The organism is Paludisphaera mucosa (assembly GCF_029589435.1).
GTDB lineage: Bacteria > Planctomycetota > Planctomycetia > Isosphaerales > Isosphaeraceae > Paludisphaera > Paludisphaera mucosa.
Map to the genome: position 1 here is coordinate 1,099,669 of NZ_JARRAG010000001.1, position 26,462 is coordinate 1,126,130.

19 protein-coding genes are annotated in these 26,462 nt (G+C 68.8%); 7 read left to right on the forward strand and 12 right to left on the reverse strand.

Features of this window, described 5'->3' with window-relative positions; genetic code table 11:
• Positions 1 to 28: 28 nt before the first annotated feature.
• The 5 genes from gcvH to PZE19_RS04570 form a co-directional block, all read right to left on the reverse strand.
• Positions 29 to 415: a glycine cleavage system protein GcvH gene (gene gcvH, locus PZE19_RS04550; RefSeq protein ID WP_277859385.1), complete on the reverse strand. Its 387-nt coding sequence runs from the start codon at positions 413 to 415 to the stop codon at positions 29 to 31.
• A gap of 73 nt (positions 416 to 488) precedes the next feature.
• Positions 489 to 1,592 carry a glycine cleavage system aminomethyltransferase GcvT gene (gcvT, locus tag PZE19_RS04555; RefSeq protein ID WP_277859386.1) on the reverse strand — a complete coding sequence of 368 codons (1,104 nt, stop codon included), beginning with the start codon at positions 1,590 to 1,592 and terminating at the stop codon, positions 489 to 491.
• Positions 1,593 to 1,718: 126 nt separating this feature from the next.
• Positions 1,719 to 5,702, reverse strand: coding sequence for an FtsK/SpoIIIE domain-containing protein (locus PZE19_RS04560; protein WP_277859387.1), 3,984 nt, complete (start codon positions 5,700 to 5,702; stop codon positions 1,719 to 1,721).
• Complete coding sequence (locus PZE19_RS04565; RefSeq protein WP_277859388.1) at positions 5,699 to 5,938, reverse strand: hypothetical protein; 240 nt, start codon at positions 5,936 to 5,938, stop codon at positions 5,699 to 5,701. The genes PZE19_RS04560 and PZE19_RS04565 overlap by 4 nt, the downstream gene beginning before the upstream one ends.
• A 1-nt stretch (position 5,939) precedes the next feature.
• Positions 5,940 to 6,572 (reverse strand): hypothetical protein, encoded by a 633-nt coding sequence (locus PZE19_RS04570; RefSeq protein ID WP_277859389.1) that lies wholly within the window; start codon positions 6,570 to 6,572, stop codon positions 5,940 to 5,942.
• A gap of 228 nt (positions 6,573 to 6,800) precedes the next feature.
• On the opposite strand from PZE19_RS04570, the gene PZE19_RS04575 reads away from it, so the two are divergent.
• The gene (locus tag PZE19_RS04575; protein ID WP_277859390.1) at positions 6,801 to 8,621 is read left to right on the forward strand and encodes a MutS-related protein; all 1,821 of its coding nucleotides are present in this window, start codon (positions 6,801 to 6,803) and stop codon (positions 8,619 to 8,621) included.
• Between the two features lie 31 nt (positions 8,622 to 8,652).
• Here the strand turns inward: PZE19_RS04575 and PZE19_RS04580 are convergent, their stop codons facing one another.
• The 3 genes from PZE19_RS04580 to PZE19_RS04590 all read right to left on the reverse strand — a co-directional run bounded on the left by PZE19_RS04580 (position 8,653) and on the right by PZE19_RS04590 (position 13,363).
• Complete coding sequence (locus PZE19_RS04580) at positions 8,653 to 9,999, reverse strand: DUF1552 domain-containing protein (RefSeq protein WP_277859391.1); 1,347 nt, start codon at positions 9,997 to 9,999, stop codon at positions 8,653 to 8,655.
• Positions 10,000 to 10,045: 46 nt separating this feature from the next.
• Positions 10,046 to 12,391 (reverse strand): DUF1592 domain-containing protein, encoded by a 2,346-nt coding sequence (locus tag PZE19_RS04585; protein ID WP_277859392.1) that lies wholly within the window; start codon positions 12,389 to 12,391, stop codon positions 10,046 to 10,048.
• Positions 12,392 to 12,580: 189 nt separating this feature from the next.
• Complete coding sequence (locus tag PZE19_RS04590; protein WP_277859393.1) at positions 12,581 to 13,363, reverse strand: MBL fold metallo-hydrolase; 783 nt, start codon at positions 13,361 to 13,363, stop codon at positions 12,581 to 12,583.
• 530 nt (positions 13,364 to 13,893) lie between these two features.
• On the opposite strand from PZE19_RS04590, the gene PZE19_RS04595 reads away from it, so the two are divergent.
• From PZE19_RS04595 to PZE19_RS04620, 6 genes are all read left to right on the forward strand, one after another.
• The gene (locus tag PZE19_RS04595) at positions 13,894 to 15,465 is read left to right on the forward strand and encodes a hypothetical protein (RefSeq protein ID WP_277859394.1); all 1,572 of its coding nucleotides are present in this window, start codon (positions 13,894 to 13,896) and stop codon (positions 15,463 to 15,465) included.
• Positions 15,462 to 16,112, forward strand: coding sequence for a glutamate synthase (locus PZE19_RS04600; RefSeq protein ID WP_277859395.1), 651 nt, complete (start codon positions 15,462 to 15,464; stop codon positions 16,110 to 16,112). The genes PZE19_RS04595 and PZE19_RS04600 overlap by 4 nt, the downstream gene beginning before the upstream one ends.
• A 4-nt stretch (positions 16,113 to 16,116) precedes the next feature.
• Positions 16,117 to 16,545, forward strand: coding sequence for a hypothetical protein (locus tag PZE19_RS04605; protein ID WP_277859396.1), 429 nt, complete (start codon positions 16,117 to 16,119; stop codon positions 16,543 to 16,545).
• Positions 16,542 to 17,594 (forward strand): magnesium/cobalt transporter CorA, encoded by a 1,053-nt coding sequence (gene corA / locus PZE19_RS04610; protein WP_277859397.1) that lies wholly within the window; start codon positions 16,542 to 16,544, stop codon positions 17,592 to 17,594. Before PZE19_RS04605 ends, corA begins: the two co-directional genes overlap by 4 nt.
• A gap of 118 nt (positions 17,595 to 17,712) precedes the next feature.
• Positions 17,713 to 19,488 (forward strand): single-stranded-DNA-specific exonuclease RecJ, encoded by a 1,776-nt coding sequence (recJ, locus tag PZE19_RS04615; protein WP_277859398.1) that lies wholly within the window; start codon positions 17,713 to 17,715, stop codon positions 19,486 to 19,488.
• A gap of 119 nt (positions 19,489 to 19,607) precedes the next feature.
• Positions 19,608 to 20,192 (forward strand): EF-hand domain-containing protein, encoded by a 585-nt coding sequence (locus PZE19_RS04620; protein WP_277859399.1) that lies wholly within the window; start codon positions 19,608 to 19,610, stop codon positions 20,190 to 20,192.
• Between the two features lie 67 nt (positions 20,193 to 20,259).
• Here PZE19_RS04620 and PZE19_RS04625 read toward each other — a convergent pair whose 3' ends face one another.
• From PZE19_RS04625 to PZE19_RS04640, 4 genes are all read right to left on the reverse strand, one after another.
• The gene (locus tag PZE19_RS04625; RefSeq protein WP_277859400.1) at positions 20,260 to 21,243 is read right to left on the reverse strand and encodes an ROK family protein; all 984 of its coding nucleotides are present in this window, start codon (positions 21,241 to 21,243) and stop codon (positions 20,260 to 20,262) included.
• Positions 21,244 to 21,388: 145 nt separating this feature from the next.
• Positions 21,389 to 22,177 carry a class I SAM-dependent methyltransferase gene (locus PZE19_RS04630; protein WP_277859401.1) on the reverse strand — a complete coding sequence of 263 codons (789 nt, stop codon included), beginning with the start codon at positions 22,175 to 22,177 and terminating at the stop codon, positions 21,389 to 21,391.
• Between the two features lie 113 nt (positions 22,178 to 22,290).
• Positions 22,291 to 25,305, reverse strand: coding sequence for a sigma-70 family RNA polymerase sigma factor (locus tag PZE19_RS04635; RefSeq protein ID WP_277859402.1), 3,015 nt, complete (start codon positions 25,303 to 25,305; stop codon positions 22,291 to 22,293).
• Positions 25,306 to 25,494: 189 nt separating this feature from the next.
• A complete protein-coding gene (locus PZE19_RS04640; RefSeq protein WP_277859403.1) occupies positions 25,495 to 26,433 on the reverse strand; it encodes an NAD-dependent epimerase/dehydratase family protein in 939 nt (312 codons plus the stop codon).
• Positions 26,434 to 26,462 lie beyond the last annotated feature (29 nt).

The following is a 26,462-nucleotide window of genomic DNA, read 5'->3' on the forward strand; positions in this document are numbered from 1 at the left end:
ACCTTCTCGTTTCCCCGGCCGGTCGCGATCAATGCTCGTCTTCGGCGATCTTGATCTCGTAGGCGGAGTGGTCGAGCAGCTTGCCGGCCTCGGCCGGGTCGTCGACCTTGATCTTGACGAGCCATCCCTTGACGTAGGGATCCTCCGAGAGGACCTGGACGTCGTCGAGGAGGGCCTGGTTGACCTCGACGACCTCGCCGCTGATCGGGGCGTACAGGTCGTTGACCGACTTGACGCTCTCGACCTCGCCGAAGCTCTTGCCGGCGGTGAGCCGGGCGCCCACCTTGGGCAACTCGATCGTGAGCAGGTCGGTGAGCTGGTCGACGGCGAATTTCGACAGGCCCACGACGGCGGTGTCGCCCTCGACGTCCACCCATTCGTGGGTCGGGCTGTAGCGGAACTTCTTGGGGTCCATGTGTCCGGGTCCTTGATCCTACGAGGGAACGCACGCGAGCGAACGTCGGCGAGGCGGCGGGAGACGCGCCCGGTCAGGGCTTGGGCCGTTTGTAGAAGGGCAGGGGAACGACCTCGGCCGGCTCGGGCTTGCCGCGGACGTCGACGACGACCTTGGTCCCCGGGGCCGAGGATCCGGGGTCGATCAGGGCCATCGCCAGGCTGGCCTGCAACGTCGGCGCGAAGGTGCCCGAGGTCACGGAGCCCAGCGTTCGGTCGTCGGCCGTCACCATCGAGCCCTGGCGGGCGATCCGCTTGCCGTCGAGCTTGAGCCCGACCCGGGTCGATCCCGGGCTCTGCTTGTGCTGCTTGAGCGCGTCGGAGCCGACGAAGTCCCCCTTGTCGATCTTGACCGCCCAGCCGACGCCGGCCGCGAACGGGTTGATCGTGTCGGAGAGCTCGTGGCCGTAGAGCGGCATCGCCGCTTCGAAGCGGAGGGTGTCCCGCGCCCCCAGGCCGATCGGAGCGACGCCGAAACCGGACCCCGATTCCATCAGAGCGATCCAGACCCGCGACGCGCTGGGGCCCGGGACGATCAGCTCGAAGCCGTCCTCGCCCGTGTAGCCGGTCCGGCTGACCAGGGCCTCGACCTCGCCCATCAGCTTTCCCGTCGCGACGTGGTAGTACTTCAGGCCGTCGAGCGGCCTGTCGACGAGCGGCTGGAGCGTCGCCGCGGCCGCCGGGCCCTGCACGGCGATCATGGCCGTCTCGACGGTCTTGTCCGTGAGCGTGGCCTTGAAGCCCTCCTGATGCTCGCCGAACTGGGCGACGACCCGGTCGCGGTTGGAGGCGTTGCAGACGACGTAGTACGACTTGTCGAGGCGGTAGACGAGGATGTCGTCGATCAGGCCGCCGAGGTCGTTGGCGAGCAGGCTGTACTGGATGCGGCCGGGTTCCAGCTTGGTCGCGTCGTTGGTCGCGACGAGGTTGATCCAGGACAGGGCCTTGGGGCCGTCGAAGGCGAGCCGGCCCATGTGGCTCACGTCGAACAGGCCGACGCCGCTGCGGACCGCCTGATGCTCCTCGACGATGCTCGTGTACTGGACGGGCATCGACCAGCCCGCGAAGTCCACCATCCGGCCGCCGTTGGTCTGGTGCCAGTCGAACAGGGGCGTGTGCAACGGGGTCGGGTCGGTCATCAACGACGCTCCGAGCGTATCCGTAAGGCTCATGACTTCACCACAGGAACCGTGGATTGTATCCGCCGCGCCTCGGGAGGACAACCAAACCCACGTTGGCGTCAGAACCTGCGTTGCGACCGCGATTCATCGTCTCCGCGCGTGCAGGCGGTCGTGGATGCGGGCCAGGAGGGCGGCGTCGAAGGGCCGGTAAGGCCGGAACTTCTCGATCCGATTGTGCTCTTCGCTGTAGGCGAGCGCGCGATTGGCCCCGAGCTTGGCGGCGGCGGGATTGTCGAGGAGGTGGCCGGAGTCGGTGGGGCTCATCTGGAAGAGGATTCTCATCCCGAACTCGCGGAGCTGCTGGAGCGAGACGCAGCGATTGAGGTTGTTCACGGTGTCGCACCAGGCGATCAGGTGCACCCCGAAGCCGGGCCCTTCGCGGAGGATCTGGTCGATCAGGTCGGCCGGCGTCTGCTCCTCGCGCTCGCCGAAGTGGAAATCGTCCTCGCGGCGACGGAGGTCGCGGAACCGGGGGAAGTCGTGGATGAAGAGGAACAGCTCGGGGCCGTCGCCAGCGTCAGGCTCGCGTCGGCGCCTCAGCTCGTCGGCGACCTCGGCCGCGAACGCCGAGGCCTCGCGCCAGCCGCCGACCTTGACGCCGTGAGGCAGCGCATCGGCCGTTTTCCGCAGGGTTTCGGCGTGCTCGGAATCCTCGGGCGTGCCGTCGAGCAGCCAGAACCGGGCGCCCTCGCGCGTGCCGTCGTCGCGGGCCGGCGGATACTGGACCGCGAGGCTCGCCAGCGCCGAGGCGGCGACGCCGATCGCGGCCTCCTCGTTCTGGCCGACGATGAGCAGGTGGTTCCCCCCCTGGCGGCGGAAGAGGGCCGAGGTCGGCTCCTTGATCGCGACCGGGTCGCCGAGCCAGGCCTGCGCCGAGCGCGGGGATTCGGGCCAGGCGTCGGCTTCCAGCCGCGCGACGAACAGGGGGTTGCCGGCGAAATCGGCCTGGGCGTCGCCCTCGAAGACGATCGGCGTGCGCGCCGACGCGGGGGGCCGGCGGTCGAGAAGCTCGTGGATCTTATCGAGATATTCCTCCCTCCGCTCCTCGCCCAGCCAGACGACCTGGAAGACGTGGTTGCCCTCGGGCGAGCCGTTGGCGTCGTTGTAGATCGCCTCGCCGGGGCGCGAGAGGGCCTTCGCCGCCGGGTTGTTCTCCGCGAGGATCAGGTGCGAGTCGATGTCGCTGCACTGGAGCGCGATGCGCACGGCCATCTGGCCGAGGGTGCTGCGGGCGAGGGTGAACGCGCCCCCCAGGCTCTGCGAGCCCAGGATGATGTGGATGCCGAACGCGCGACCCTGGCGGACCAGCCGGTCGAGCAGGCCGGCGGCCTCCTGGGCCAGCTTGTCCTCCTCGACGAAGAACTCCTGAAACTCGTCGACGACCAGCAGGATGCGGGGCAGGGGGGGCGTCCCGGGCGCGTTGCGGAAGCCCTGGACGTCCTGCACGCCGGCGGCCCGAAACCGGTCGGCGCGGATCTTCAGCTCGGCGTCGAGCCGGCTCAGCACGCTCACGCCGAACTCGCGCTCGCTCTCGATGGCCACGACGCTCGCGTGCGGCAGCCCGTGCGCCGCATAGACCTTGAACTCGACGCCCTTCTTGAAGTCGATCAGGTACAGGTCGATCTCGTCGGGGCTGTACGCCAGCGACAGGTTGACGATCAGGGCGTGCATCAAGGTCGACTTGCCCGAGCCCGTCCGGCCGGCGATCAGGACGTGCTGCGACGTCCCCTTGCCGAGCGCCAGGTGTTGGCGCTTGGAGGCGGCGGCCTTCCCCAGCGGGACGTCGAGGCCGGCGCGACTGTCGCACGTCCACCACGACTCGGGGGCGGGGGCGATGAACTCGAACGGAACCTCGACCCGCTTCGCCGCGCGGGCGGCCTCGCCGATCCGCTGGATCAGCCGCGTGGCCGTCTCGCCGACCGGAGGCGCGTCGGCCGTGAAGGGATAGCCGCCCAACTCGGGGTCGTCCCAGGCCAGCGAGTCGCCCTTCCAGATGAGCCGTGTGCAATAGGGGCGAAGGTCGGCGAGCCGGCAGCCGGTAGGGAACTCGCGGCCCTCGTCGACCGCGATCAACGTCAGGACGCCGCAGGGGGGACCGCCGGCGACGATCGACGCCAGCCGCGAGGCGGCCTTCTCGTCGAACTTGGTCGGGTAGTCGACGACCACGAGCACGCGGTAGGGCTCGGCGACCTCGCCGGCCGCGGCGTTGTAGGCCTCGATCGACGGGTACTCGTTCCGCAGGTATTTCTGCGTCACGAGTTCCATGTGGGCTTCCAGCTCGGCCAGCCGCTCCTCGATCTGACGCGCGTCGGTCCAGACCTGGTTGTTGACCAGGGCCTCGTCGAAATCGGCCAGGTGCATGAAGGCGCCGAAGCCGCGTCCCAGGCCGATCGGGTCGACGATCGTGAAACGGACCATGCCCGGCGGCAGGCCGGCGAGGAGCCGGAGCATCGCCGCCTGGATCGCCGTCGACGCCGCGGCGCGGCCCTCGGCGGGGGTTTCGACGAGCAGGTTGGCCGAGGCCGGGAAGGGCCGGAGCGCGGGCAGGCGGAGTGAATCGGGCAGGCCCTCTCGCAGCTCCGGCTCGCTCGGCAGCCCGCCCGGGAGCGACGCGAGGTCCACGGCCAGCGTCCCGAAACGGAGCGCCGGGGGGATCGCCCTCGGCAAGGGCCGATCCGACCAGTCTGGGGAGGCCCATTCCAGCCCGAAGCCTTCGGCCCGGCGGGAGACGTCGTCAAGCAGGCCGCAGGCGGTGGCCGCGGTCTCTCGCCAGCGCGAGGCCATCGCCCGACGGTCGCTCTCGTAGACGGCGCGGGCCTGCTCCTGGAGGGCCTTGTAACCTTCCTCGAGTTTGACCATCCCCGACTCGCCCTTCGTCCGGAGATCGGCGATCTTGCGCCTGTGGGTATCCTCGGCTTCCTTCGAGCGCCGCTCCTGCTCCTCGCGGTTCTCGCGTAGCTTCCGCCCATAGACCTCGTTGATTTGGCGGAGCCGCTCGTCGCGGTCGTCCTCGCCCTGGGCGATCGTCCGGGTGTGGGTCTCTTTCGCCTGCTCCAGGTCCTTCTCGCGGCGGGCGACGAGGGCTTTGAGCGACTCCTGGAAACGGCCGTCGATCTGGGTCTTGCAGTAGTCGCCCAGCGCGCCGTCGTCGGACGCCGACTGCATCAAGGGCTTGTAGAGCCGTTCCAACTGCTCCTTGGCGAGCGATACCAGCTTCATGCGCAGCGCGAGCCCGAGCGCGAGGCCGACGCCGGCTAAAACCCCCGTGGAGGTGGCGTCGAATCCGAGGGCGATCCCGACGAATCCGAACACAAAGGTCGTCGAGATGTAGACCCAGGCCTCGTTCATCCCCTTCAGGGACCGAGGGATGATCAGGAGTTCCAGAAGCTTGAGCGGCGGCCCCATCCGCGAGAGCCGCTCGAACAGCTCGTCGCCCGGCTCGGCGAATTTGGAGTAGGATTCGCGCGAGGGGGTCGGCGGCTCCGGGTCGAGCCCGAATTTGCGGTAATCGGCGGCGAGCGCGGCCAGGCGTCTGCGGTACGATTCCAAAATCTCCAGCGCGTCCTGGATCGGCTTGTTGGCGACCGCGTGTTCCTTGACGGCGACCTTCTGGCCCGAGTCGTGACCGCCCATCGCATCAGACTTGTCGCGGGCCAGTTTGGACTTGGCCGACTGGCGGAGCGCGTCGAACTCGGCGGCGATGCGGCGGCTGCCCATCGCGAAATCGTTCTTGGCCTGGGCCTCGGCCGAGGAGGCCGCTTCGGCGAGATCGCGGCGCCGTTTCTCGTCGGCGGCGATCGCCTCGCGATCGAGTTGCGCGACGCGCTGGGCCAGGGCGGCCTTCTTGGCCCGGTAGTCCTGTTCGGCCTCCTGCTCCTTGGATCGCCTCGCCCGCTTGATGGACGCCTCGACCTCGGCGCGCTCGGCGACGGCGGCGACGAGGGCCTTGAGCGCGTCGCGTTGCACCCGGAGCGGATCGGGCTCGATGCTCGATCCGGCCGGCTTCGCCTCCGGCTCGGCGGCGAGGGCGGGGGCGCCGGGGAGGCTCGGCGAGGTCGAGGGGCTCACGAATATTCACTCCCATCGGAGCAGTCGCGGCGGACCTGGTCGAGGACGTCTGCGAGCTTCTGGAGGCCGATGACCGCGGAGTCGACCGCCGGAGTCAGCGGGGCGAGGTGCCGTTCTTCGAAGCTGCGACGGACGGAGTCGCCCCAGGTGGCCTCGGTCAGGAGCCAGTGGTCGTTGAGGATCCGGATCGTCTGCTTCAGCCGCGTCGATCCGGCGAGGACTTTCGCGTTCGCCACGTCAGGGGGCCTCCTCGGGGGCTGGAGAAACGGCCGGAAAGGCGACGTCGGGCTCGTCGCGCCCCAGGATCTCGGCGGCGACGGCCTCCATCGCCGGGGTCGCGCGAGCCATGCTCGATGCGGCCCCGGCGCCGTCCAGCCCGCCTGCCGGGGCCGTGACGTCCAGATAGGCTTCGAGCGCCTCGACGATCCGCGTCAGGAGGCCGATGGCGCGGGGGACGTCGGAGGCCGCCAGGTCTTTGAGGCGCTGGACGCTGCCGTGGTACTCCATGGCGGCCTGCTGCAGCGCGGGCTGCCATTTCCGGACGAGCGTCAGCCGTCGCTCGGCGTCCTGGAGGCTCGCCTCGGCCTGCCGCAGGCGTTCCTTGGGCTCCGACAGCGAGGGGTGATGCTCGGGGGTCTTCTGGAGCTTCAGCTTGAAGAGGTCGGCGCGGGCGGACGCCACCCGCTCGCGACGCCGCTTGATCTGCTCCTGCCAGTAGAAAGGCCGGTCCTGCTGGAGCCACTGGACCGTGCGGCGGAGTTCGGCGTCGGCCGCGCCCAGGGCCGCGAGCGCGTCCTCGCCGTAGAGGGCGAGGGCGACGCGGAAATCCCGCAGGGCCTCGACGGAATGGACTTCGGCCTGGCTGCTCATGGCGGAACTCGCACGATCCATCGCCCGATTGCCCGCGAGGCGGTCGAGTCCGAACCGGATTCGCCGACGGGACGTCCCTCATTCTAAGCGATCCCCGGCCGATTGGGGATGTCCCACCCGGGCGAAACGGCGGCGGCCCGCCGCGTCGGCGACGCCTTGAGGCTTCGGGGTCGATCGGCTACGGTTGGACCTTCGACCGACCCCCCACCCGCCGCGACGATGGCCATCATGACCGCACCTCGAGCCGCCGCACCCCCCCCGCCCGATCTGCACGCCGAGTACTCGCGCCGGCTGGCGCTCCACGAGCACGCTCGGAAGCGATGGGACCAGGTCGACGCCCGTCTCGCCGACCTGCGTCTGGTCGTGTTCGTGCTCGCGGCGGCGCTCGCCGGCTACACCTACGCATATGGTCAGCCGTCCTGGTGGTGGCTCTCCGTCCCCGCGGGGGCTTTCGTCGGCCTGCTGCTCGCCCACGAGCCGATCCATCGCCGCGCGGTCCGCTCCGTGCGGACGATCGAGTTCTACAAGCGGGGCCTCGCACGGATGGAGGATCGCTGGGCGGGGACGGGAGTGGCCGGTTCGAACTTCCTCAACCTCGATCATCCCTATGCCGCCGACCTCGACCTCTTCGGCTCCGGCTCCCTCTTCGAGCGCCTGTGTACGGCCCGCACGAAGGCGGGGGAGGAGGCGTTGGCTTCATGGCTGCTCGCTCCCTCGACGCCTGACGTCCTCTCGCGCCGACACGCGGCGGTCGTCGAGCTTCGCCCCCGGCTCGACCTCCGCGAGGATCTCGAATTGCTCGGCGCCGACGTCCGGGCCGGGATCGACCCGGCTGCGCTCGCTTCGTGGGGGACGACGCCCCGCGTCTTCCCGAATCGACCGATCCGGATCGTCGCGGCGCTCCTGGCGACCTTCGGCGCTTCGGCGCTCGCGTATCTGATCTACAAGCAAGATCCGCCAGCGAGTCTTCTCTTCGTCCTCATGCTGCTCATCGAGGGCGTCTTCGCGCTCTGGCTCGCGAAACGCGTCGACCGCGTCCTGGCCGGGGTCGACGAGCGCGCCCACGACTTGACGCTGCTCTCGGGGCTGCTCGACCGCCTGGAGCGCGAGCCGCTGGACGCCCCGTTGCTGCGGTCGCTCCGCGAGGCGCTGGTGACGGGGGGCAGCCCGGCCTCGCGGCGGATCCGATCGCTGGGGAATCTGCTCCACCTGCTGGACAGTCGCGACAACCAGTTCTTCATGCCGTTCGCCCTGGTCCTGCTCTGGAAGACGCAGCTGGCGATGAAGATCGACGCCTGGCGAGCGGCGAACGGGCCGCAGGTCGCGGGCTGGCTCGCGGCGACGGGCGACTTCGAGGCCCTGTCGGCCCTCGCCGCCTATGCTGCCGAGAACCCCTCCGACGTCTTCCCCGAGATCGTCCCCGGCCCGGCCCTGTTCGACGCGGCAGGGTTGGGGCACCCGCTCATCGCCCGCGCCGAGTGCGTGACGAACGACGTGACGCTCGGCCTTGAGACGACCGCCCTGGTCGTGAGCGGATCGAACATGTCGGGCAAGAGCACGCTGCTGCGCGCGATCGGAGTGGCGACGGTCATGAGCCTGGCGGGAGGCCCGGTCCGGGCGTCGCGTCTACGGCTCTCGCCGCTGGCCGTCGGCGCGACCCTGCGCGTGCAGGACTCGCTCCAGGCCGGCCGCTCGCGGTTCTACGCCGAGATCACCCGCGTGCGGCAGATCGTCGACGTCTCGTGCGGGCGGCTGCCGCTCCTCTTCCTGCTCGACGAGCTGTTCAGCGGCACCAACTCCCACGACCGCCGCGTCGGGGCCGAGGCGGTGATCCGCGGCCTGCTCGACCGCCATGCGATCGGCCTCGTCACCACCCACGACCTGGCCCTGGCCGAGATCGTCGCCGGCCTGGGGCCGCGGACGCTCAACGTGCACTTCGAGGACCACTTCGAGGACGGCGTCATGCGGTTCGACTACCGCATCCACCCCGGCGTCGTGCAGCACTCGAACGCCCTGGCGCTCATGCGCGCGGTCGGGCTGGACGTCTGAGCGCCCGCCCGCGGCGGCGAGCCCGCCCGCTTCAGGACAGCTTTTCGAGCCTTCCCGTGCTGTCGCCGAGGCGTTCGCAGGGGACGTCCATCCGGTCGAGCATCGAGAGGTAGAGGTTGTTGAGCGGCTGCGGCGAATAGACGACGTGCCGGCCGGTGTCGAGGCTTCCACCGCCCTTGCCGACCAGCAGGACGGGCAAGTCGTCGTGGTTGTGGCGGTCGCCGTCGGAGATGCCGCTGCCGTAAACGATCATCGAGTTGTCGAGGACCGACCGTTCGCCCTCGCGGCTCTCCTTGAGGCGAACGAGCATCCTCGCGAACTCTTCCATGTGGAAGCGGTTGATCTTGCGGATCTTGGCCAGCTTCTTGGGGTCCTTGCCGTGGTGCGAGAGGTCGTGGTGGCCTTCGGGAACCTCCAGGAACGGGTAGGGGCGGGTGCTCCCCTCGTTGCCGAACATGAAGGTGCAGATCCGCGTCGTGTCGGTCTGGAAGGCCAGGACGATCAGGTCGAACATCAGCCGGACGTGCTCGGCGTACTCCTTGGGGACGCCCGCGGGCCGCGCGGCCCCGACGTCGAGGCCCGACTTGCCGCCGTCGGCCTCGTCGGCCCGCGCGATGCGCTGCTCGATCTCGCGGACGGCCGTCAGATATTCGTCGAGCTTGCGGCGATCGGTCTGGCCGATCCGGCCGCGGAGCGACTGGGCGTCTTCGAGGACGAAGTCGAGGATGCTCCGGTCGTAGAGGCTGCGCTTGCGACGCTCGGCCTCCGTCCCCGTCCCGCCGCGGTTGCCGAAGAGTCGGTCGAACACGAGGCGCGGGTTGATCTCCTTGGCCGTCGGGGTCGTCGGCGAGCGCCAGGAGATGTTGGAGGAATAGGCGCAGCTATATCCCGAATCGCAGTTGCCCGACTGCCCGCCGCGCTCGATGCCCAGCTCCAGCGAGGGGAGCCGCGTGGCGTCGCCGAGCTTGCGGGCGGCGACCTGGTCGACCGACACGCCGACCTGGATGTTGGCGCCGTCGGTCTTCACGGGATGGACGCCGGTCAGGAAGCACGAGAGCGAACGGGCGTGGTCGCCGGGCCCGTCGCCGTGCGCCCGGGCGTTGTCCTGGGCCAGCCCCGTCAGGACGAGCAAGTCCTGCTTGAGCGGGGCCAGCGGTTCGAGGATCCAGGGCATTTGGAAGTCGCGACCTTCCGCCTCGGGCCTCCAGTCCTTCATGTGCACGCCGTTGGGGACGTAGAAGAAGCCCATCCGGCGAGGCCCCGTCGTCGCCGAGCCGCCGGGGGCGCCCGCGGCGACCATGGACTCCATCCAGGGGAGCGCGACGGCCGCGCCGGCGCCTCGCAGCAGGGCGCGTCGAGAGATCCGGGATCGGTTCATGGGTCGGCTCCTTCGTTGCCGAAGCGTTCGGAGGTCGAGGGTCCGATCAGCCTTTTCGCTTCAGGAAAGGGTCGCTCTTGACGATTTCCAGCACCATGCGCGACAGACGGTACTGGCCGTCGGACACGTTCTTGACGATCTTCTCGACCGCGCACACGTCGGGCTCTTCGAGGCCGCGACCGAGCGCGTAGGTGAGCATCTTCTCGCCGAGGCAGCGGACGAACTCGGCCTTGCGGGTCTTGAGGATCGCCTTAAGCTCGGCCGGACCTCGAAACGATTCGCCCGTCGGCAGCCTGGCCGCGGCGTCGATCGGCAGGTCGCCGTCCATGTCGCGCCAGGCGCCGATGGCGTTGTAGTTTTCCAGGCCGAAGCCCGGCGGGTCCAACCGGGCATGGCAAGACGTGCAGCTCGGGTTGGCGCGGTGCTGCTCCATACGCTGACGGAGGGTCCCCACGAGCGGCCCCTTGGAGTCGTCGGCGAGCTGGGGGACGTCGGGCGGAGGCGGCGGCGGCGGGCTGCCGAGGATCTGCTCCAGCACCCACTTCCCACGCTTCACCGGCGAGGTCCGCGACGGGTTCGACGTCACCGTCAAGACGCTCGCCTGCGTGATCAGCCCGCCGCGCCCGCCGGGGCCGAGCGTCACCTTGCGGAACTCCGGCCCCTTGACGCCGGGGACGCCGTAGTGGGCCGCGAGTCGCTCGTTGAGGAACGAGTAATCGCAATCGATGAAGTCGAGCAGGCTGCCGTCGTCGCGCAGGAGCGAGGCGAAGAACCGTTCGCTCTCCTGCTGCATCGCATCGCGGAGCGGCTCGTCGAACGTCGGGAACTGGCCCCGGTCCGGGTTGACCGTCTTGAGGTTCCGAAGCTGGAGCCACTGGCCGGCGAAGCTCTCGACGAAGGCGTCCGATTTGGGATCGCGGATCAGCCGCTGGACCTGCGCCTCCAGGACGGCCTCCTCGTGGAGCCTGCCTTCCGAGGCGAGCTGGAACAGCTCGTCGTCGGGCATGCTGTTCCACAGGAAGTAGGAGAGTCGCGAGGCGATCTCGTAATCGTTCAGCCGGACGCCGCCGGGTTCGTCGATCACTTTCCCCTTCCTGTCGCGCTTGGGCCGATAGAGCTCGACGCGAAAAAGAAACTGCGGCGACGCCAGCACCGCCTGGACGGCGAGCTGGATCCCGCGCTCGTAGCTCTCGCCGTTCTCCCGGGCCAGTTCCGCCAGGCGGACCAGCTTGGCGACCTCGCCGCCGGTCACCGGGCGGCGGTAGGCGCGGCGGAGGAAGCGTTCCAGGACCGCGACGGTGCAGTCGCCGATCTCCACGGGCTTCGTAGGCGTCTGAAAGATGATCAGCTTCTGGCTGAGCGGCGGTTCGTCGCCCCGGGCGTTCAGCGGGCCTTCGATCTCGATCGCCTGGACCACGAGGTTGCGGTCGCGTTTCGCGGGTTCGGGATGGTTGGGATCCCAGAAGTCGTTGACGAAGGCCGCGGCGATCCGCGCCGGGCCCGCCGGCAGCTTCTCTTGGATCTCGTAAGTCCCGGCCGTCCCTTCGATGGCGGTCACGTCATAGCTCCGGAGCGGCTTTCCGTCGAGCTTGATCATCATCCGGGCCGGCTCGTCGCCCGCCTGCTGGCCGTAGGCCTGGACGCGGACCGTGTAGGTCGCGTCGCGCGGGAACGCGTGGGCGACGGCGATCTCGCCGTCGGTGCTCAGGATCCGGCCGTCGTCGTTGTGGGTCGACCCGCCGGCGGCCTCCAGCTCGACGCCCTCGAAGGTCTTGATCGGGGGCCGTCCCGCGGCGCCGGCGACGATCGCGCGGCTGGCGATGGTCTCGGCCGCCGCCAGGTATTTCTCCATCAGGATCGGCGGCAGGCTCAGGACGTCGCCGATGTTGTCGAACCCGTAGCCGACGTCGTCCGAAGGGAAGTCGTCGGCCGGCTGGAAGTCGACGCCTGTCAGGTCGCGGATCGTGTTGTCGTACTCGACTCGATTAAGCCGGCGGATCGTCACCCGCCCCGGATCGACGGTCGCGCCGCAGTCGATCTTCTTGATCTCCTCGTCGACCCAGGAGGCCAGCAAGGCGACGTCCCCCTCGCTCGGCTGGGGGTTGTCCTCGGGCGGCATGACGCCTCCCGAGACGTTCTCCTTGACGCGATTCCAGGGCTTGCGACTCGCCGCGGGCGAGCCCTTGGCCATGAGCTTTACGAGATCCAGCCCGCCCTCGGACTTCTCGCCCTGATGGCACGACAGGCAGAACTTCTCGAAGAGATTGCGGACGGGCTCGGGGGGAGCGTCCTTGGAGACTTCGGGCGGATCGGCGAGGACAGTGGACGAGGCGGGTGCAAGCGAGATCGCGAGGGCGGCCAGTCTGCGCGAGATCCCCATCGATCGAATCATGGCGTCTCCGAGCTGGCTGGACGTGGCGGCGGGCGACGGTGCGGGCGGTCGATTCCACGAAAGTTTAACAGCCGCACCGGTCGCGGCCAATCGCGATCTCATCGACGTCTGAAGATTTTAAGCCTCCCGCGCCGACCGGCGGGAGGATCTCATCCCGAGGTCCCGTGATCCTACCGAACTTGATCGAGGTCAGAACTCGATGTTAGGGCGGCTCAACTCATCCTCCCACGCGTCCATCAGCGGCCAATCGACCGCGCAGGTGCCGAAATCGGACATGTGCGAGTAACCCTCGAGGCGGGCGATGGTTGCGTTGAGGAGGGCTTCATCCTTGCGGAAGATGGGGCCGTGCGAGGGCAGCAGGAACTCGGCGTGCGAGTCGCGGATCCGTTTCAGGCTGGCGATGTAGTCGGGGATGTTCGACCCGTGGTGGGCGTCGATGGCTCCGACGCAGCCGTCGCGGAAGATGTTGTCGCCCGAGAAGAGCAGGTCGTCCAGGCGGAAGGCGAGCTGGCCCGCCGCGTGGCCGGGGGTGCTCCAGACCTCGAGGGTCCGGTCGCCGACCTGGATCTTCGACCCTTCGTCGATCTCGACGTCGACCTTGCATTTCGGCATGGGGATGCTGATCCCCTGGGCGTCGATGCGGGCGAAGGTGAACAGCTCGTCGCCCGACTCGATCGCCGCGACGCTGCGGGGGTGGGCGGCGATGGGGCACCGGAGTACGTCGCGGGCGCGGGCCAGGCCCTGGGTGTGGTCGACGTCGGCGTGGGTGGCGAGGATCATCTTGCACGCCGAGAAGCTGTAACCCAGCTCCCGGATGAGCTGGAGGACGTCGACCGTATCCTCCAGGAAGCCGACGTCGATGAGGACGTATTCGTCGCCCCCGTCGATGAGGTAGACGTTCACGCCCATCCTGCGACGGGCCTGATAGTTCATCTCGATGACGTTGGGGAACAGGTAGCGACGCTCGGGCATGTCAAGCATCCAGTCTCGGGAGGCCGCGAGGGCGGATCGGTTCGGTCTCCCGCGAGGGCGGGCACCTCGATCTCGGGCGATGGGCGTGCCCTTGATTCTAAGGCCCAGGCGACCCGGGCTCAACCCGGCCCGGCGCGAGTTTGGGGGTGTCGGACGGCGGTCGGGGAATTCAGCCCGGCGAGGCGAGGCGTCGCGGCTCGTCGGCCCGCGCGGCGACTTGACATCGGGTTGTGGGCGGGGTAGGTTGAATTTCAGGCTCAGTCGTTGGAACTTCCGTGATCGAGACGAGATGAGTTGACGACGGCGAAACCCTTCATGGGGCGATGAGCGAACCCGATCTTTGCGTGCACCGCGCCGCCGATATCCCTTTCCCCGCGTCCTGAACCCCATCCTGGCCGACATGACGGCCGTGATCGACTTCGCGGCGCGTCCGGTCGCGGCGAGGGGCTTGCGGGCCCTGCGGGGCGGGGTTCCAATCGCGTTCCCTGGCCGGGCCTGCGTCCGAGGGGCTTTTCACGAGGTTTGCCGAAATGATCAAGGTGTTCACCGCCGTAGGGCGCGTCGCGCCGCTCGGGGAAGGCGTCCGGTTCGGCCTGATCGCCCTGCTGGCGGGGGCGTGGATGGCAATCGTCCCGGCTCCGGTCCCGGCCCAGGAGCCCACCGCCAAGAAGGCCGGCTCGACGGCCGACGCCCCCAAGGGCGAAACACCCCCGGCCAAGGACGCCGCGAAGGCCGACGCGCCGCCCGCGAAAGATGCGTCCAAGGACGCGGCGGACGACGACGACGCCAAGCCGGTGGTCGACCCGTTCGCCTCCCACAAGGCCGCGGCTCTCGACATTTACAAGGACCCGAACGTCGACGGGCTTCTCGATCCCAAGAAATTCCCCGAGATCCGCGCCCCGAAGGCTGCCACGGACGAACAGATCGCCCAGCTCAAGCAGATGGCGGCCAGCCCGCTCGTCGCCCCGGACGCCAACACGATCACCGACGTCGTCAACGGCATGATCGGCCAGATGACCAACACGCGGAACATCCAGGCGGTCCTCGACCCCACGGCCGAGAAGAACCTGAAGACCGTACAGGCCGTCCAGGCCGCCACCCAGAATCTTCTGGAGCCGGTCTTCACCTCGCGGTCCGCGAAGAACGCCGCCTTCCAGACGCGGTACAACCAGATCCTGCTCCAGAAGCTGCCGCCGGTCTTCAAGCACCACCTGATCCCGCGCATCCAGGCCATGATCATCCTGGCCCAGAGTGCGAACCCCGACGCCCTGAAAGTCCTCCTCGACGAGATCAAGAGCCCGACCCAGACCGTCTGGGTGAAGCTCTGGGCGTTTCGGGGGATCACCAACATCAAATTGCTGACGAATCGGCTTTCCGCGTCCCAGGAGGCCGACGCGGCCAAGGCGATCGCGGAGCAACTCGGCAAGGGCAAGGCCTGGCCCGCGTGGGTGCAGTATCGGGCGCTTGAGTCGCTCACGGCGCTCCGACAGGGATTCCTGCCGACCTCGCCGCGGACGGCCGACATGGCGGCGGTCGCGTTCCAGTACCTGATCGACGATGCGCTCCGCCCCGAGGTCCGGTCGCAGGCCGCCCTGGCCCTGGGCTCGATGCAGATCACCTCGGCCGTGCCCAAGTACAATTTCGAGATCGTCGCGTACGCGACGGCCCAGCTGGGGGCGTCGATCCTCGATAAGATGGTGAACAGCTTCTCAGAGAACCCGATCCGCGCCCAGCAGCTTACGACGGTCCTGGTCGGTCCCGTCTTCCAGGCGTTCGAGGGCCAGGCGGGAGTGCGGGACAGCGGCCTGCTCAATAACTCGGCGGTCACCAACAAGGCCGACATCCAGAAGTACTTCGACGCCCTGAAGCCGGTCGCCAAGGCCGCCTCGGCGTTGATCGGGGCCCCGACCGGCCAGATCGCCGCTCTCACCACGGACTTGAAGGCGAAGGTGGCCGCCTACAAGGCGTTCCTTGCCAAGAGCACGCCGGCCGAACTCAGCCTCTTCCCCAACGGGCCCACCTACGCCGCCCCGGCCGGAGAGGCCGCTCCGCCGCAGGCCGCCGCCGCCCCCAAACCCGGCCCCGCCGGGGCCCGCCCGTGAGCCTGGATCGGGGCGGGGAGTCGGCCGCGGCGGACTCCCCGATCTCGGTCCCCGAGCTTCGCGACTACCATCAGATCAACGCCGAAGTAGTCCGCCGCCTCAATCGAGGGGCCGATCGCGTACGTCTCGAAGGGCCCGCCGGGCATCGCTTGCTCCTGGCCGGGCTGACGGGCCCCTGGCGAGCCGAGATCGAGATCGCCGGCGACGCCGGGCCCGAACTGGCGGCGGGCCTGGACGCCCCGGGCCTGAGGATCGTGTGTCGGGGGGCTTCGGCCGACGGCGCCGGCGGCGGCCTTCGGCAGGGCGTGTTGCTCCTGCTCGGCCCTTCGGGAACGGCCCTGGGTTACCGTCAGGCCGGTGGCCTGCTGATCGCCGCGGACGTGGTCGGGCCCCGCGCGGGCCTGGGGATGCTCGGCGGCGCGATGGTCCTCCGGGGAAGCGTCGGTCCCCTGGCCGGCGAACGCCAGTCGGGCGGCCGACTCTTCCTGCCGTCGTCCGAAGTCGGCCCGCACTCGGGCTGGAACTCCCGAGGAGGCTGGCGTTTCGCCGACGAAGTCGATCCGATCGATCACGCCGGCAAGCGGATCCTGAAGCACGCCCTCGAGCTGCTCGATCGGCACGCGAGCCGTCCGGCGGCGGGGGCTTGACGCGATGAGACGTCGATCGCTTCGTCCGAGAATCGAATCGGCCGCCGCGCTCCTGGGGCTGATCTTCGCCGGCTGCTCCGAGGAACTCGGGCCGGAGAGGATCCCGACGACGACGATTTCCGGCGTCGTCGTGGCGGCGGGCAAGCCGCTCGGTCGGGGATGGATCGAGGTCCAACCCCTCGACGGCTCCCTGGGCGATCCCGGCTCGGCCCGCCTGGGGCCTGATGGGACGTTTCGGATCGATCGCGCCCCCGTCGGCAAACTCGTCGTCCGTTTGCTCAACATCCCCATCGACCTGCCGTACGCGATCTGGCTCTTCCGGAACAGTTCGCCGATCCGGCTCGACACGCAGTCGGCGCCGGGGTCGCCGAGGACCATCGACGTCATGGAAGAGCTCTACCGCCATCGCAAGAAGATGGAACCCGCACGATGAAGACCGTCCCCGTCGCATCCGACCGCCCGGACGTCGATTCCTCGAACTGCGCGGTTCGCATCCTCTATCGCGACGGCGCGGGGGAAATGCACCTGAAGTGGCCCGTCGATCGCCTGGCTGAGGCGATCGGCGACGAAAGGGGCACCGTCTGGGTCGACATGGAAGACCAGCCGGGCGAGCCCGACCCGCTCGCCGAATACCTGCTCCGGGAGGTCTTCCATTTCCACCCCCTGGCGGTCGAGGACGCCCTCCGCGAGTCGCACATCCCCAAGATCGACGACTGGGACGGCTACCTCTATCTGGTCTTCCACTCCAGCCGCATCGACCCGAAGACCGACGACCTGTACCTCCAGGAGTTGGACGTCTTCCTCGGGCCGAATTACCTGGTGACCTATCATGAGGAACCGCTCGAGTTCCTCACGGAGGCCCGCCGCGCGATCGAGCGCGACCCGCGCGACCGCATGCAGCACGGTGCGGACCACTTGCTCTTCCGTTTCCTTGATCGCTCGGTCGACCAGTCGCTCGCGGCGATCGAGGTCCTTGACGAGCGGATCGACGCGGTGCAAGACGCCGTGATGGCGGACCTCGGGCCGGCGAACCTGCACCAGATTTTTCGGATCAAGCGGTCGGCGATCCAGCTCCAGAAGACCTTCGGCCCCCAGCGCGACGTCCTGAACAAGCTGTCCCGCGACCCCTACAACGTCGTGAGGGAAGAGCACCGCGTCTACTTCCGCGACGTCTACGACCACATCGTCCGCATCCACGACATCTCGGAGAGCCTCCGCGACCTCATCGCCGGCACGCTCGACACCTATCTCTCGGTGACGTCGAACCGCACCAACGAGATCATGAAGACGCTGACGATGGTCACGGTCATGTTCATGCCCATGTCGTTCCTCACGGGCTTCTTCGGCATGAATTTCTTCGGCGACACCCTCGCCTTCGAAACCCCCCTCCCCAAATACGCCCTCTTCTTCGGAACGGTCGCCATCATGGGGCTCTCGCCCGTGGTGATGCTCGTCCTGGCGCGGCGCCGGCGGTGGTTCTGAGCGTCGACGCTTCGCGACGGCCGGGCATGGTGTATACTTGCTCCATGCGACGCCACGCCGGTTGAGGCGTCGCGGGAGGATCTTCGGGGGCCGTTCCGAGGTCCGGAAGGGGTGAGGGATGTCGACCCGATGGCGAGTCCAACCCTTTGATCGCGACCAGATCGCCGCGCTGAGCCGAGGCGCGGGCATCCCCCCGCTGGTGGCTCAAGTGCTGATCAACCGCGGGGTCCGCGATCCCGAACGCGCCCGAGCCTTCCTCGAATCCCGCCTCAACGGGCTGAACGATCCCGAGAGCCTGCCGGGCGCCGTGGCCGCGGCCGATCGCGTGGTGAAGGCCGTTCGCGAGGACCGCTCGATCGTCATCTACGGCGATTACGACGTCGACGGCGTCTGCGGCGTGAGCGTCCTCTGGGCCGCCCTGAAGCTGGCGGGCTCGAAGCGGGTCGACTATTACATCCCGCATCGGGTCCAGGAAGGGTACGGCGTCAACGCCGAGGCCCTGCGGCGGATCGCCGCCGATCATCCGGGTGCCCTGGTCGTAACGGTCGATTGCGGCATCTCGGCCGTCGCCGAGGCCCATCTGGCCCGCGAGCTGGGGCTTGAACTCATCATCACCGACCACCACACGATCGGCGCGGAGCTTCCCTCGGCCGACGTCTTGGTCCATCCCCGCCTGCCGGGGGGGTCGTATCCATTCGGCGACCTCTGCGGCGCGGCGGTGGCTTTCAAGCTCGCCTGGCAGATCTGCAAGAGCTTCGGCGACGGCAAGAAGGCCTCGCCCCACCTCCGCGACTACCTGGTCCGCTCGCTCGGCCTGGTGGCGATGGCGACCGTCGCCGACGTCGTCCCCTTGAAGGACGAGAATCGGATCCTGGTGCGGCACGGACTCGCCGGGGTCATGGGTTCGCCGACGACGGGGATGCGCGCCTTGATGCGGGTCGCGAACTGCCTGAACCGCTCGAAGCTCACGGCCGGGACGGTGGGGTTCAGCCTGGCGCCCCGGATCAATGCGGCCGGCCGGCTGGAACGGGCCATGCGCGCCGTCGAGATGCTGACGACCGACGACGACGCGCTCGCCGACCTGATCGCCGACGAACTGAACGCCGTCAACCAGCGCCGTCAGGAGGTCGAGCGCGAGATCGTCCAGCAGGCCCAGGAGCAGATACGGTCGGAGGGGGGCCTGAAGGAGCGTGGGGCGATCGTCCTGGGCCGCAAGGAATGGCACCCGGGGGTGATCGGGATCGTCGCCAGTCGGCTGGTCGAGATCTACCACCGGCCCACGATCCTCGTGGCCTTCGGCGAGGAGTTCGCCCAGGGCTCCGCGCGGTCGGTGCCCGGCTTCAACATCTACGAGGCGATCCAGGACTGCGCCGAAGGCCTCATCGGCTTCGGCGGCCATTCCGCCGCGGCCGGCGTGCGGATGGCGGAAGCGCATTTCCCCACTTTCGCCGAGCGGTTCGATTCACGCTGTCGGACCCTCCTCACGCCGGAGCTGCGCGAACGCGTGCTCACCATCGACGCTGAGGTCCCGCTCTCGATGATCAACCTGAACGTCGTCCAGGAGCTGGAGCGGCTGGAGCCTCATGGGATGGGCAACCCCCGCCCCCTGTTCCTCGCCAGCCAGGCCCGGATCGTCGGCGAGCCGAGGGCCGTCGGAGAGACGAAGAAGCACCTCCAGTTCAAGATCGGGCAGGGGGCTTCCGTCTTCAAGGCGATCGCCTGGAACCTGGCCGACAAGGGCAAGGACCTCGCCCACGACGTCGAATGCAGCGTCGTCTTCCACCCCTGCGTCGACGAGTGGAACGGCTATCGTCGCGTGCAGCTCGAGATCAAGGACTTCGTCGTCTCGGGCCTGGCGCCGCTTCCCGTCGAGGCCGCAGCGGCCCTCGTCTGATCCGCGACACCGCGGGGCGACTTCGGGGTTAGATGATCAGCCACCTCGGCCCACGCCGGACGCCATCGCCATGGTGCGGCGTGGGGGCCGGGCGGCGTCGGAACCAAGGAGTCTTCTCGATGCGATCGCGATGCGCGAATTTGGCGGGACTCGGCATGGCCCTCGGTCTAACGCTGGTCGGCCCCACGTTCGGTGATGAGCCCAAGACCGGCGCGGGCAAGCGCCTGGCCGGGCTTTTCGCGGATCTCGACGTCGACAACGACGGCGTCCTCGATAAAGGCGAGGTCGCCGCGAGCGCGAAGCCCGCCTTCCAGAAGATCCTCGCCAAGGGCGACGCGAACGACGACGGCAAGATCGACTCCAAGGAGTTCGACGCGCTGGCCGAGAAGGTCGTCGCCGCACGCAAAGGCGAAGCGAAGACGAAGGGCGTCAAGGCTGCGAAGGCCGACGCCAAGGCGGGCGACGTGGCCGTTGGGGCTTCGGCCAAGGGCGCTGCAAAAGGCGGCGAGCGGCTCAAGGGCCTCGCCGAGCGTTTCAAGACGCAGGACGCCGACAAGGACGGCCGGTTGAGCCGCGACGAGTTCCAGGGCAAGCCCGCCGCGTTCGAACGGCTCGACGCCGATCACAACGGCTATCTGGACAAGGCCGACCTCAAGGCCCTCCGCGGCCGGCGGAAGTCGGCCAAGCCCGACGCCTCGAACTGACCTTCGAATTCAGGCGGGCCGGGAGGTGCCGAGCCCTCCCGGCCGCTCGATCGGGCGAGATCGTCGATCAACGTCCAAAGGCGTCGCGGGCGCAGCCGGCCGCACCGATGAAGCCGGCGTCGCCGCCCAGCTCGGCGTAGTCGATCCGCGTCCCCTTGGCGACGGCTGGGAAGGCCATCTTCTGGACGTGCTGGCGTATGTCTTCCAGGAAGCCCTGGCCTGCGGCGATCATCCCCCCCCCGAACAGGACGATGTCGGGGTCGATCGTGTGCAGGAGCGTCACGGTCCCGACGGCCAGGTAGAACGCCGTCTCCTTCATGAGCCGGCGTGCGGCGGGGTCGCCGGCGTCGGCGGCCTCGCTGATCGCGCGACTCGTCAGGTCGTCGGGGGGGATTTCTCGGAGCACGCTCTTCATCGAGCCTTCGGACAGCAGGTCGTGGGCCCGTTTCACGAGGGCGGTGGCGGAGGCGTAGGCTTCCAGATGGCCGTACGCCCCACAGCCGCAGCGCCGGCCGTTTTCCATCTGGACGATGATGTGGCCGCACTCGCCGCCGTGGCTGTGGCGGCCCTCGATGATCCGCCCCTCGGTGATGATCCCGCAGCCGACGCCGGTGCCGAGCGTGAACAGCACCAGGCTCCGGGTGTTCCGCCCCGCGCCGGCCCAATACTCGCCGTAGGCGGCGGCGTTGGCGTCGTTCTGGAGGATCGTCGGCTTGTCGAGCTTCGCGGCCAGCAGGTCGCGGATCGGCAGCTGGTTCCATCCCGGCAGGTTGGGCGGCTGCAGCAGCATGCCGCGCGACAGGTCCATCGTGCCCGGCGACCCCAGGCCGACGCCCGAGATCTGGTCCCACCTCAGGCCGCTGGCCTCGACGGCGAGGCGGCCGGCCTTCGCCAGATTCTCGATCCCGACCTCGGGTCCGCGGTCGGCCTCGGTCTCGATGCTGACCGACGAGAGCGGACGCCCCGTGTCCTCGACCACCCCGCTCTTGATGTTCGTCCCCCCGAGGTCGATGCCCAGGTAGAACGGCGGGCGGGGATCGAACGCGTTCATGAAACTCAGCCTTTATTCAGTGGAAGCTTCGGGCGGGCGGGGGCGCGCGGACTCCTCGACGGAGGATTTCAGCTTACGACGCGGCCTTCGCTCGGTCAACTCCGCGGCGAGCGACCGAGATTCTTCGTTTTCCGTCCCGCAACGCTCAACCAGGCCGTTTTTTGCGGGCCAGCACGAAGATCGTATGAGGGTCCTTCCAGGGCGAGAGGCACCAGGAGATCAGCTTGAGGAGCGGGAAGGTGGCGACCGTCAGCGGGTCGATCCTGGAGCGGAAGATCTGGTGCTGAATCCAGGTCACGACCGTCGATCCCAACGTGCCGAATCGGAGTCGGTCGACGGGCTCGAAGCCCGATTCCTCCAGGACCCGCTCGAGCTGCTCGAAGGTGAACCCGTTGCGGACGTGCCAGCCGTCCTCGAACCGAGTGACGCGGATGCGATCGGCGTTGCCCTGCCAGTCGCGGTCGGGCGTGGTGATGTAGACGAGGCCGTCCTCGTCCAGCAGGTCGTGGATCTGCCGGAGCGCCTTGGGCGCATCGAGGATGTGTTCGATGACGTCGAGCAGGAGGACCTGATCGAACCGCCCGTGTTCCGAAGGATCGGCGGTCAGCGTCTCGAGGCTGGCGCGGCGGATGGAGAGCTGATCCTCGGTCAGGCCGAGGAAGCTGCGCATCTCCTCGCAATGATGCTTCTCCCAGTCGTGGATCGTGATGCCCAGGCACTGCGCGCCCCGTATCACGGCCTGGTGGGAGAAATAGGCGTTGCCGCAGCCGCAGTCGAGGGTGCGGACGGGCGCGTCGGCCGTGCCCGTGAGGAACAATCGACAGACCTTCGACTTGTCCCGGCTGACCCAGTTGGTGCCGGGGAACATCGCGTATTTGAGCCAGAGGCGGGCGCGCTTCGCTGCGGACAGATTCTCGGTGTAGGCGCGGAGCACGGTTCATCCCTCCATGATGTCGACTCGTGCGCGACCCTGCGGCCGCGGATGCAATCCGTTGGCTCGACAAGATAATCGGGACGACACCCCTCGGCAAGGTCAGATCCCGGCGCTCACCGAGCCGCCGGCGCAGGTAGGATCGCGACCGCGGCGCGTCGAGAATCGGCGAAAATCTCGGAGGCCGCGCGGCGAAGGCTCGACGCCGTGACCCCTGCGAGAGCCGCCTTCATCCGGGCGGGATCGATCCCGAGCTGCTCGCGGCGCCCCAGCGCGAAGGCGACGCCGTAGAGGTTGGCCCCGAGCGCCTCGTCCGGCAGGTCGGACGCGCCCAGGAAGAAGCCGAACATCGAGGCGACCTGCGTTGTCTCACCGGCCGCGAGTTCTTTCCCGATCAGCCCGGAGATCCAGCCGTCCACCCGGCGCGTCGTGTCTTCCGGCGCTTCCCCATCTCTCGCGACGCTCGACGCGACCATCGCGGCGGGATCGTCGAGCAGGGGCATATGGACCTGGACGGCGGTCGTCGGGTCCATCCCGGCCGTCATCAGTCGGGCTCCCAGGACGGCATAATCCGCGTAGAGCGGGTCCGTGGGCTGTGGGGCCGAGACCGCCACGGCGGAGATGGCCGGACCTGCGCCGGTCGTCGTCGCGATCTGCGCGTGTTTGGTCGGCGTCGTGCCCGGCTCTCCCGCTCGAGGGAGTTCATCACCGGCTGGAATCGCACCGAAATGACGTTCGATCAGGGTCTTCGCCGTCGTCGGATCGACGGCGCCGGCCAGCGCGAGGATCGCGTTGCGGGGCTTGTAGTAGCGACGCCAGCGCTCGCTGACCTCGTCGGCGGTCATCCTGGCGACATGCTCGGGAAGGCCGCCGCGGCGGCCGCCGTTCGGACTCGGTCTGACGATCTCGCGAGCATTATTCACGGCCGCGAGAGTGGGCACGCGGTCGAACATGGCGGAGACCTCTTGCAGGAGTCGGGGGCGCTCGCGATCCAGATCCGCGTCGGTGATCGTCAACGCTCCCATTCGCGCCGCCGCCTCGCGAAGCTCGGCGTCCAGATCGGAGGCCAGGGCGACGGTCGCGAAGGCCGTGTAGCGATCTCCCGTCTGGGCGTTGCATCCCGCGGGATAGCGCTGGAAGAATTCCTCGGCCGACCGGACGGGCGCCCCTCCCGCCGCGGCCGTGACGTAAACGTGTTCCACGAGGTGCGCCAGGCCTGATCGACCTTCCGGATCATGGTCGCCGCCGATGTCATAGAGGATGACGACGGAGACCTGTGAAGCCCCGGAAACGGGACGTAACAGGACTCTCAAGCCGTTGTCCAGTCGGATGGGCGTCGTCCTCTGCGGCTGCGAATGGCTCGTGCAACCGGCGAGTCCGAGGAGCCCCGTGAAGAGAAGCAGGGGCACCGGCCTCGACTTACCGGAGGTCTTGCGTCGGTACATCAGAGTCGCCCTCGCCAACTCGATCGCCAGGGCGGCCCCCCCCAGCACCAAACCGGCCGACCGGGCGTGAATCAGGCTCCCTCTCAGGAGTTGAACGATGGGACGATCCAGCTCCGGCATGCCGCTCGGGCCGCCGGCGAGCCAGGCGGCGGCGACGTCGCGCGCCACGGCGGTCTGATGGGCGATCGCGGCCCCCCCGAGAGCTGTCTCCCAGGCCACGGCCAGGCCTCCGAGGGCCACCCGTCGGGCCACGGCCGCCCCGCCCACGGCCAACTCGCCGACCGCCAGGCCTCCCATTGCAATGCCGCCGAAAGCCGCGCCGCCGATGGCCAGCAGGCCGCTCGCCAGTCCGCCGAAGCCGACGATGCCAACGGCGACCCCGCCGAAACTCGCGACGCCGATCGCAGTCCCACCGATCGCCACCCCGCCCACGGCCCGCGTCCCCACGGCGAGCACGACCCCGAGGGCCTCGTCGCCTACGGCGATCCAGCCTCTTGCGGAGCGTTTGGGAGCGGCCGGCTCGATCTCGACGCCGTCTCGGTCGAACGCGGGCGGGTCGCCGACCTGGACGTCGATCAGCGGCAACCCGAGGAGTTGTAGGTCGCTGCGGTAGACGCGGCCTTGGACGCGCCGTGCCATGTAGGCCATGCCCCGCCGCATCGGGCTCCGATTGGCATCGTCGACCGGAACTCGAGATTCACGGACCAATCGGATGCTGCGACTCAGCCTCCAAACGTCCAGCAAGACCGCGACCTGGAAAGCGACCACCGCAGCGAGCCAGGTCGGCAGATACCAGCGAGTGCCGCCGCCGATCTGGATGAAGAGGAGCAGGAAGGCCAGGAAGCCCAACGAAACGAAGAGCATCCTTCGACCGAATCCGAGGTAGAGATCGCGCTCGCGGAGGGTGGGCGCGGCTTGCGCCGGCAGCCAGGCGCCGAGCCATCCTCCGGCCAGCCCGGCCAGGGCGCCGAGAAGTCCCGAGGCCGCGACGGGAACGGCGGCCGTCCGGATCATCGTGCCGCCGAATGCGGCTGCGGTCTTCGCGCTCGTGCCGGCCAGGCCGATTCCCGCCATCACGCCGGCCGTGAAGGAACGGCCGGGACGCGTGCGCCGCAGGCCGTCCTCGACAAGATCGGCGAGCCGGTCGCGGAGCAACGCCCGACCTCGGGCGAGCCGCTGTTTGACGGCGTCCACGGAGACGTCCAGCGCCGCGGCGACGTCGGCGACCGATTGGTCCTGGCGGTAGTAGAGGATGAGCGGTTCGCGGTAGAGGCTCGGGACCTCGCCCAGCGTCCGCCAGATCAGGGCCTTCTCCTCCTCTCGCAGGGCCGCCTCCGCAGGATCGAGGCCCGGCGCTTCACGGTCCGTGGCGAGCTTGCCAAGCTTCGAGGACCGCGACGCGGCCGCATGGCGGGCTGCGTTCGCACCCAGGTTTCGCGCGATGCCGCAGAGCCAGGGTCGCAGACGGGTAGGGTCGGCAAGCGAATCACGACCGCGCCAGGCGGCCCAGAACGTCTCTTGGGCGACATCCTCGCTGGTCGCGAGATCTCCGCACGCGTTGAACGCCACGCCGGAGACCAGCGATTGGTGCCGTAGCACGACCTGCTCGAACGCCTCGCGGCTCCCGGCGCAGGCCTGCCGCCAGAGGTCCGCGTCCGCCGTCGCCGTTTCGATTTCCGTCGTCATCGCCGTCTCCAGGGATGTACCGCCTGGCACGACCGGAGGCCATTTTCCGAGGCCATCGATCTTCCATCCCTGAGTGGCACCGCGACGTGATATGGTGACAGGAATTCGGCGGCGAGTCGATCGGCGCGCGGAAACGCCCCCGACGCCGGCGGGCGTCGGGGGCGTTCCGTGCGTATCGCGAGTCTCGCGTCAGGCGCGGGCGTCGGCCTCGGCCTTGTGCGCCATGTACCACTTGATGGTCCTGGCGAGGCCGGCTTCGAGGCTTGTGGGAGGGGTCCAGTCGAGGACGCTCTTCATTTTGGAGACGTCGAGGACCTTGCGCATGACGCCGTCGGGCTTGGTGCGGTCCCAGACGATCTCGCCGTCGAAGCGGGTGAGGCGGGCGACGATCTCCGAGAGTTCCTTGATCGACGTGCCGATGCCGGTGCCGAGGTTGAGGGGCTCGGAATAGCCGCTGGCGAGCAGGAGCGCGACACCTTCGGCCGCATCGCCTGAATAGATGAACTCGCGGACCGGGGCGCCGGTGCCCCAGCAGACGACCTGCTTCTTCTTCTCGATGACCGCGTCGGCGAACTTCTTGATGAGAGCCGCCGCGACGTGCGACCGGTATTCGCCGAAGACGTCATGCTCGCCGTACAGGTTGGTGACGATCGGCATCTGGCCGATCATGCCGGTGCCGCGGTTGTAGGCCCGCATGCCGACTTCCATCACCTTCTTCGTGAAGCCGTAGGCCTCGACCGAGGGATGGAGCGGGCCCGACCAGAAGTCGCTCTCCTTCATGTCGCCGTTGACGGAGCCGGCGTAGGCGCAGGCGGAGCCGATCGTGAGAAACTTCTTGACGCCGACCTTCGACGCGGCGTCGAGGAGGTTGACGCCCATGATGACGTTTCGCTGAAAGATCTGGACCGGCTCGGCCACGCAGATGCCCAGCCCGCCGTAGTGGGCGGCGGAATGGACGACCGTGTCGGGACGGACCTGCTCCAGGGTCCGACGCGTCGAGGAGGGGTCCATCAGGTCGAAGTCGGGGCGGCCGGGGGTGACGACGGTGTGGCCGCGCTCGCGGAGCGTCTCGGCGATGCGTCGTCCGAAGAAGCCGGTTCCACCGGTCAGCAAGATGCGGTCTGGCATGTCCGTCCTCGCAAGCGTCCCGGCATGGG